The following is an 8,189-nucleotide window of genomic DNA, read 5'->3' on the forward strand; positions in this document are numbered from 1 at the left end:
GCCCGGCCGGGCGGGCCCGGTCGCCTCGGGGCCGGCTCCCCGAGGCGGTACAGCCGCGTCCGCCGCTCCACGGCCACCCCGTCGCCGGTCCCGCTCCCGCCACGCGTCGGCGAAGGCCCCGGCGGCGTCGCGGTCCCCCCGTACCCCCGGCAGCGGCTTCGCCGGCGCGGCGGCCGGCTCCCCTGCGGCCTGCCGTGGCCCGCGGGTCAGCAGCGGGGGAAAAGGCGGTGTCCGCAGGAAGGCGGCGGCCACCTCTGCCCCGCCGCCGGGCCGCCACCAGCCGAACAGGGGCGGCTGCTCCCCGTACGCGTCCGTCCCCCGCCGCCGCAGTGCTCCGCAGATCGTGACCGGCACCGAGTTCTCCACCGGCCGCTGCCGGAGGAAGGGCCCGGCTTCGGCTTCGAAGCGGTCGAGCGAGTGCGTGATCGTCCATCCCATCGGCCCATCGTGGCCCGCCCGTGGTGCGGGCGCACGCGGATATCCGGCGGCGGGGGCCCGGCTACCCCGCCAGCCCGCGGCGTCGCAGCAGGGGTTCGATGCGCGGTGGGCGGCCCCGGACCGCGGCGAAGGCGGTCATCGGATCGACGCTGCCACCTCGGGAGAGGAGTTCACGGCGGAAGGTGTCGCCGTTGGCGCGGTGCAGACCGCCGTGGGACTCGAACCAGTCGACGGTGTCCGCGTCGAGGACCTCGCTCCAGATGTAGGCGTAGTAGCCCGCGCTGTACCCGCTGGAGAAGATGTGCGTGAAGTAGGGGGTGCGGTAGCGCGGCGGGATCGCGGGGAGCGCGAGGCCCGACTCGTGCAGGACCTTGGCCTCGAAGGCGAGGGCGTCGCCGGGGTCGGTGCCGGCCGGCAGGGTGTGCCAGGCCCAGTCGAGGAGGGTGGCCGCCAGGTATTCGACGGTGAGGAAGCCCTGCCCGAAGCGGGCCGCCTCCTTCATCCGGTCGACGACTGGCGCGGGCATCGGCTCACCGGTTCGGTGGTGCGTGGCGTACCGGCCGAGGATGTCCGGCCACAGCGACCACATCTCGTTGACCTGCGAGGGGAACTCCACGAAGTCGCGCGGCACCGCGGTACCGGAGAAGAACGGGTAGCGCACCGCGGAGAACAGGCCGTGCAGGGCGTGCCCGAACTCGTGGAAGAGGGTGTCCACCTGGCTGAACGTCAGCAACGCCGGCTCGCCGGGGGCCGGTTTGGCGATGTTGTGGTTGTTGACGACCACCGGCCGCCGGCCGAGCAGTTCGGACTGATCCACCAGCGCGTTCATCCACGCGCCGCCCTTCTTGGTGGGGCGGGCGAAGAAGTCGGCGAGGAAGAGGCCCAGGCCGCTCCCGTCGGCGTCGAACACTTCGAAGACGCGGACGTCGGGGTGGTAGCCGGGCAGGTCCGGCCGTTCGGTGAGGGTGAGGCCGTAGAGGTCGTGGGCGGCGCGGAAGACGCCGTCGTGCAGCACCTTCTCCAGTTCGAAGTACGGCCGCAGGGCCGTCTGGTCGATGGTGTAGCGCTCCTTGCGCAGCCGCTCCGAGTAGTACGCCCAGTCCCACGCCTCGACCGGGCCGCCGGCGATCTCGGCGAGGGCGTCGGCCTCGCGTTGGGCATTGGCGACGGCGGGCGGGACGAGGCGGGCCAGCAGGTCGGTGACGGCTTCGGTACTCCCGGCGGTGCTGTCGTCCGCGACGTACGCGGCGTGGCTGGCGTAGCCGAGCAGCGCGGCGCGTTCGGCGCGCAGCGTGGCCAGGGTGACGGCGAGCGGGCCGTTGGTGTCCTGGGCGCGGTCGAGGGAGGCGGTGAGCAGCCGCCTGCGGACATCGCGGTCGTCCAGGGAGGCCAGTTCGAGCTGGTTGCTGAAGTTCCGCAACGAGAGCACCCAGCGGCCCTCGTGGCCCAGCTCGCGGGCGTTGGCCGCGGCGGCGGCGACGGCGTCGGGTGACAAGCCGGAGAGCTGCTCGGGGTCGTCCAGGACGAGCGCGCCGTCCCGGGCGGCGGCCAGCGCGTTCTGGCCGAAGGCGGTGGAGGCGGCGGCGATCTCGGCGTTCAGCTCGCGCAGCCGCCGCTGTCCGGTGACGGACAGTTCGGCGCCGGCCCGCCGGAAGCGGGTGCGGTAGCGCTCCAGCAGCCGCCGGGACTCCGGGTCCGGGCCGAGCGTGTCGCGCGCCTCGTACAGCGCCTTGATCCGCGCGTACAGCGCCGCGTTGAGGTGGATGGCGTCGCTGTGGGCGGCGAGCATCGGGCTGACCCGGGACTCGGTCTCACGGATGGCGGGGGTGGCGTGCGCGGCGGTCAGGTTGAAGAAGACGGCGCGGACCCGATTCAGCAGGGCTCCGGAGCGTTCCAGGGCGACGAGTGTGTTCTCGAAGGTGGCCGGCGCCGGGTCGGCGGCGATGGCCTCCACCTCGGCGAGGTGCTCGGCCAGCCCGCGTTCGAAGGCGGGCAGGTAGTGCTCCTCGCGGATGTCGGGATACGGCGGGAGCTCGTACGGCAGCGGGCTCGGGGTGAGGAGCGGATTCGTCGTCACCGTCCGACCCTACGCCGCCGGGCGGCTGCGGGGAACGGACCGAGGGTCCGCACGGTGGTGGACGCGTGGGCGCCCGCCCGGGTCGCTGACCTGGGCGGGCGCGGGGATGCGTACGGGGGCGGCACGTCGGACCGCGCCGGGATTCGTCAGGCGGATTGGTACGGGTCCGGGTCAGCCGCCGCTCTTGCGGCGGAATTCGCGGGGTCCGCCGGCGCGGCCGTGGGCGCCGTGGATCTTGGACTGGTCGGGGCCGCCGCCACCGTTGCGGGAGCCGCCGCGGGCGCCCTGCTTTCGGGCCAGGGCCTCGCGGAACTTCCGCTTCACCTCGTCCTCGGCCGGCTCCGGTGCCTCGGGCGCCGTCTCGGGGTCGTCGGCCGCGGCGTCGTCGTGCGTCATTGCGTCGGTGGCCGCGGTGGCCTCCTGCTCTGGGTGAGTCATGGCACCAGAGTGGCATGCCGGGCGCGGACGGCCCACCCGGTATCGCGCCCGCGGACCCCGCGTGTACGGTTCCGGTCACACCGCCGAGGAGGACCGCATCGATGACCTGGCTGTTGTACGGCGCCACCGGCTACACCGGCCGCCTGATCGCCCGCCGCGCCGCCGCCCGCGGGCTGCGTCCGGTGCTGGCCGGGCGCACCGCCGCCACACTGGTGCCGCTGGCCGCCGAACTCGGTCTGGAACACCGGGTGTTCGGCCTCGACGACCCGGTCGCGATACGCCGCGGGCTGGACGGCGTGGACGCCGTGGCGCACTGCGCGGGCCCGTTCGGCGGTACCGCGCTGCCGATGGCGGCGGCCTGCGTGGACACCGCGACCCACTACCTGGACATCACCGGTGAGATCGACGTCTTCGAGTCACTGCGGGAGTTCGACGCGCGGGCGGTGAAGGCCGGCGTCACCCTGTTGCCGGGCGCGGGCTTCGACGTGGTGCCGACCGACTGTGTGGCCGCGCTGCTGGCCGGACGGCTGCCGGACGCCACCCAGTTGGACCTCGCGTTCCTGTTGGGCGGCGGGCCGAGCCCGGGGACGGCGCGCACGGTGGTGGCGGGCGCGGCCGACGGCGGCCGGATCCGGGCGGGCGGCGAGATCCGCGCGGTGCCGATGGGGTCGCGCCGGGTGCGGGCCGCGTTCCCCTCGGGGGCGCGTACCGTCGTGTCGGTGCCGTGGGGCGACGTCAGCACCGCCTACCACTCGACGGGCATCCCCGACATCACCACGTACACCGCGGTCCCGGCACCGGCCCTGGCGGCCAGCCGCGCGCTGCGGTTCGGTCCGCTGCGTGGCGCCCTGGCCGGCGCGGCGGGCCGGCTGCGCGGCCCCGGCGAGCGGACCCTGAACGCCTCCCGCAGCGAGGTGTGGGCCCGCGCCCGCGACGCGGCGGGCAACACCGCCACCGCCACCCTCGTCGGCCCCAACCCCTACAGCCTCACCGCCGACTCCGTGCTGCGTATCCTCGACCGCCTCCCCGGCCTGCCGCCGGGCTTCCAGACCCCCTCCCGCGCGCTCGGCCCCGACTTCGCGGGCACCCTGGACGGCGTGACGGTGACGCTGGCGGCCCCGCGATGAGGGAGGTCCCGCGGTCCGGTCCCTCGGCGTTCTCAGTGTGCGGTCCGCGCCCCAGGAGAACCCGATCCCGTCGAAGAGAGCCGGCCCGTCGCCGCGGGAGCGCGGGTACGGCACACGGACAGCGGGAAGATCACCTGCGCCCCGCACGGCATCGGTAGCGCGGTACGGCTGGAGGTCACCGGCCAGGGCGGCGGCACGGGGGTTCGCGTGCGGTGTGCCGCCGAGGCAGGCGAGGAGGGCGGGCCGGGGCTGCTGCTGGTGAGCGTGCTCACGTCGGCCTGGGGCTCCGATCCGGCCGGGACCGGTGGGGGCGCGTGGGCCGGGCCGAACCCGCCCTGCGCCGCGCACCCCGCTGACGTCTCGGGGACGCGTCGGCGCCGTGCCGCGGTCAGTGCAGCGGCAGCAGGTCCGGTCGCTTGGGCTCGATGTGGTCGCCCGAGGACTCCCCGCGCAGCCGCCGTCCGATCCACGGCACCAGGTACTCGCGCGCCCAGTGGATGTTGTCCCTGCGCACCTCGGACGGCGGCCGCTGCGACTGCGGCGGCCAGAGCTGGTCGGGGTCGGCCGGCACGTCGAGGCCGAGCACCTGCGCGGCGCGCAGTGCGACGCGGGTGTGCCCTTCGGCGGACAGGTGCAGCCGGTCCTCGCTCCAGGCGCGGCGGTCCTGCACCGAGCGCAGCGACCACAGGTCGAGCACCGGGCAGTCGTAGCGGTCGGCGATGGCCCGTACGTGTGCGGTGTACGTGGCGATCTTGCCGCGCAGATGACGCAGTACGGGCACCCCGCGGGTGTCGAAGCCGGTGCAGACCAGCACCGTGCCGACCGCCGAGGTGAGGTCGGCGACCGCGGCCTCGAAGCGTTCCGCGATGGCGTCGGGGTCGCCGCCGGGACGCAGTATGTCGTTGCCGCCGGCGCAGAAGGTCACCAGTTCGGGCGCGAGTTGCTTGGCCCGCGGCACCTGCTCGGCCACGATCTGGTCGAGCAGTCGGCCACGCACCGCGAGATTGGCGTAGCGGAAGGCGCCGGACGGCCCGGCGTCCGCGTGCCGGTCGGAGAGGAGCACGGCCAGCCGGTCGGCCCAGCCCACGAATCTGCCGTCGGGACCGGGGTCGCCGACGCCTTCGGTGAGGCTGTCCCCCACCGCGGTGTACGACCCGATCGCGCCCGTGGTGTCTCTCTGCGAATCGTCAGCCACGTCGGATCATTTTTCTCCTCACCCTGTGACCTGCGCGACCGTAAGCGGGTGTTGACGCGACGTGATTCATCCCACCAGGTCGAACCGGGCGCGGACGGAATACGCCGGACCGGGGTCTGGAACTCGCGCACCCGCGCGTGCGCGCTCCCCGGACCGCTGCCCGGCCCGGGGAAGCCACCACGGCCGTCCGGGTGGTCCAACGGGCACATACCACTCGGTACGTGCCGACCCGGGCTGCCGTATCGTCGCCGGTGCCCCAGCATGAGCCGTAAGCGAGGATCGAGGAGCGCCGGTGACGCAGGAACTGCGGCAGTCCACCCCGACCGGGTCGGAACCCGAGCTGACAGGTGTGCGTAATTTCCGTGACGTCGGAGGACTGCCCACGGTCGACGGCCGCCGGGTGCGGTACGGGGTGCTCTTCCGCAGCGGCCACCTCGCGCACGCCACGCCGCAGGACGCCTCCTTCCTCGAAGGGCTCGCCCTGCACACGGTCTTCGACTTCCGCAACGCCGACGACATGGCGCTGGAGGGCCCGGACACGGTCCTGGCGGGCACCCGCAACCTCAACATGCCGCTCACCGACCCGTCCGTGGAGAACACGGAGTTCTGGCAGACCGTCCGCGACGGCGACGTGGCCGCCGTGCGCGAGTTACTCGTCGACGGCAGGGCCGAGGCGCGGATGACGGCCGTCTACCGGGAGCTGATCGTGGAACGCACCGCGGAGCACGGCCGGATGCTCGCCCTGCTCTCCGACCCGCAGGACCCGGCCGTGCCCGCCCTGCTGCACTGCGCGGCGGGCAAGGACCGGGCGGGCACCTCGATCGCCGTCATCCTGCTGGCGCTGGGCGTGGAGCGGTCCGCGATCGAGGCGGACTACCTCATGAGCAACGCCCGGCACCGCCGCTACAAGGTGGTGCGCGGCGACGGCAGCACCGGTACGGCCATCGACCCGGTGATCCGTGAACTGCTCAACCCGCTGTTCGAGGCCAAGGTGGAGTACCTCCGGGCGGCCTTCGCCACGATCGAGGAGCGGTGGGGCACGACCGACCGCTATCTGGAGGAGGGCCTGGGCCTGACGAAGGAGCGCCGCGAGCGGCTGAAGGACCGGCTGCTCACCGATTGACGACGGGGTGGTGGGCGGCCGCCCGGCTGCCCACCACCTGTGGTCACCGGCCGGCGACCGCCTGCTTGACCAGGGTGCGGCCGAACTCCCACATCAGTCCCCCGCCGTTGTGCGCCTCGTCCATGACGGCGGTGAACGCCGTCACGAAGCGGTCCACGTCCGCCTCGTCGATGATCAGCGGCGGGATGAGCTTGATGACCTCCAGGTGGTCCCCGGAGACCTGGGTGAGGATGCGGTGCCGCTGGAGCAGTGGCGCGACGACCATCTGCGCGAACAGTCCCTTGCGCGCGGCCTGGAGCATCGTCCACCGGCTGCGCAGGGCCAGCGAGTTGGGGCGCCCGAACTCGATGCCGACCATCAGGCCCCGGCCGCGCACCTCCTTGAGCAGTTCGTAGCGGTCGGTGAGGGCGGCGAGCCGGGTACGCAGCAGGTCGCCGGTGCGGCGGGAGTTCGCCACCACCTGCTCGTCGTCCATCACCGACAAGGTGGCCAGGCCCGCCGCCATCGCCTGCGCGTTGGAGCCGAAGCTCGCGGAGTGCACCAGGACCCGGTCCATCGACGAGTAGACCTTCTTGAAGATCCAGTCCTTGCCCAGCGTCGCGCCGACCGGGACGTAGCCGCCGGACAGCGCCTTGGCGACGCAGACCAGATCCGGTTCCACGCCCTCCTCGTGCTGGTACGCGTAGAAGTCGCCGGTGCGGCCGATGCCGGTCTGCACCTCGTCGGCGATGAGCAGCGCCTTGTGCTTGCGCAGCAGCTCCTGGGCGGCGCGCAGATATCCGGGCGGGGCCGCGTACACGCCCTTGCCCTGGATCGGCTCCACGATCAGCGCCGCGACGTCGCCGCGCTTCAACTCCCCGGCGAGCGTGTCCAGATCGCCGAGTTCGACGGCGGTGTCGGGCAGCAGCGGTGCGAAGCCGTCGCGGAAGCCGCTCTCGCCGTTGACCGAGAGGGAGCCGGTGGTCAGGCCGTGGAAGGCGTGCGCGCAGTACAGGACGCGGGGTTTGCCGGTGGCGTAGCGGGCGAACTTGAGCGCGGTCTCGACGGCTTCGGTGCCGCTGTTGCCGAAGAACACCCGGTCCAGGTGGGGTGAGTACGTGAGCAGCTTCTCGGCGAGCAGACCGGGCAGCGGCTGGCAGTCGAACCGGGTCAGGTCGGGCAGCCCCGCGTCGAGCACGTCGTGCAGCGCCTTGCGCACCACGGGGTGGTGGCGGCCGAGTCCCATCACACCGAAACCGGCCAGCATGTCGAGGTAGTCGTTGCCGTCCGCGTCCCAGAAGTGGGCTCCCTCGGCCCGCTCGTAGTACTTGTCGAAGCCGATGGTGTGCAGCATGCGCGGCAGTTGGTGGTTGAGGTGCCTGGTGTGCAGGTCGTAGCGCTCGCCGCCGCGTGCGGCGAGGAGTGTCGCCAGGTCGAAGCCTTTCGGCCGGCTGCCGGGCTCCGTGACAGGCCCGGCCCCGGGCTCAGCGTCGGACGATGTCATCGCTCACCTGCTCCTTGCGTGGGTGGATCGGTACGGAAGTGCGCGCGGGGCGCGTCGGGCTGCGGTTCGGCCGGGGGCGCGGGGAGCTGCGCGCCCGGGCCCGCCGCGGGGGCGTCCGGCGGCGTGCCGGGACCCACCGAGCCGGTTTCCGTCGTCCCCGGGCGCTGCGGGACGGCGGGGGCCGGTAGCGCGGTTCCCCGCGTCCCTGACGGGGCGTATCCCGTCGCGTCCGGAGCCGTCGGCGCGGGCACACCCGCGCCGCCCGCGGCGCGGGCCTCGATACGGGCCAGCGCCGCGCTGATCCGGCC

At 73.6% G+C, this 8,189-nt stretch carries 6 protein-coding genes and 2 pseudogenes; 2 read left to right on the forward strand and 6 right to left on the reverse strand.

The genetic code is table 11. From position 1 onward, the window contains the following. From VIW71_RS22485 to VIW71_RS22495, 3 genes and pseudogenes are all read right to left on the reverse strand, one after another. A pseudogene (locus VIW71_RS22485) lies at positions 1-438 on the reverse strand (GNAT family N-acetyltransferase); the annotation flags it as partial. Between the two features lie 61 nt (positions 439-499). Then, positions 500-2,515 (reverse strand): M3 family metallopeptidase, encoded by a 2,016-nt coding sequence (locus VIW71_RS22490; protein WP_331624312.1) that lies wholly within the window; start codon positions 2,513-2,515, stop codon positions 500-502. A gap of 171 nt (positions 2,516-2,686) precedes the next feature. Continuing rightward, a complete protein-coding gene (locus VIW71_RS22495; RefSeq protein ID WP_331624313.1) occupies positions 2,687-2,953 on the reverse strand; it encodes a DUF5302 domain-containing protein in 267 nt (88 codons plus the stop codon). A gap of 101 nt (positions 2,954-3,054) precedes the next feature. Between VIW71_RS22495 and VIW71_RS22500 the strand changes: the two genes are divergently transcribed. After that, the gene (locus tag VIW71_RS22500; RefSeq protein WP_331624314.1) at positions 3,055-4,080 is read left to right on the forward strand and encodes a saccharopine dehydrogenase family protein; all 1,026 of its coding nucleotides are present in this window, start codon (positions 3,055-3,057) and stop codon (positions 4,078-4,080) included. Between the two features lie 388 nt (positions 4,081-4,468). On the opposite strand, the gene VIW71_RS22505 is transcribed toward VIW71_RS22500, so the two are convergent. Then, positions 4,469-5,275, reverse strand: coding sequence for an SGNH/GDSL hydrolase family protein (locus VIW71_RS22505; protein ID WP_331624315.1), 807 nt, complete (start codon positions 5,273-5,275; stop codon positions 4,469-4,471). 304 nt (positions 5,276-5,579) lie between these two features. On the opposite strand from VIW71_RS22505, the gene VIW71_RS22510 reads away from it, so the two are divergent. Next, positions 5,580-6,398 (forward strand): tyrosine-protein phosphatase, encoded by an 819-nt coding sequence (locus VIW71_RS22510; protein WP_331624317.1) that lies wholly within the window; start codon positions 5,580-5,582, stop codon positions 6,396-6,398. 43 nt (positions 6,399-6,441) lie between these two features. Here VIW71_RS22510 and VIW71_RS22515 read toward each other — a convergent pair whose 3' ends face one another. Both VIW71_RS22515 and VIW71_RS22520 read right to left on the reverse strand, forming a co-directional pair. Further along, positions 6,442-7,881, reverse strand: coding sequence for an aspartate aminotransferase family protein (locus VIW71_RS22515; protein WP_331624316.1), 1,440 nt, complete (start codon positions 7,879-7,881; stop codon positions 6,442-6,444). Continuing rightward, positions 7,878-8,189: pseudogene (locus VIW71_RS22520) on the reverse strand (hypothetical protein); the annotation flags it as partial. The gene VIW71_RS22515 and the pseudogene VIW71_RS22520, both read right to left, overlap by 4 nt.

This window comes from Streptomyces sp., assembly GCF_036524955.1.
In the GTDB taxonomy this organism is placed as follows: Bacteria; Actinomycetota; Actinomycetes; order Streptomycetales; family Streptomycetaceae; genus Actinacidiphila.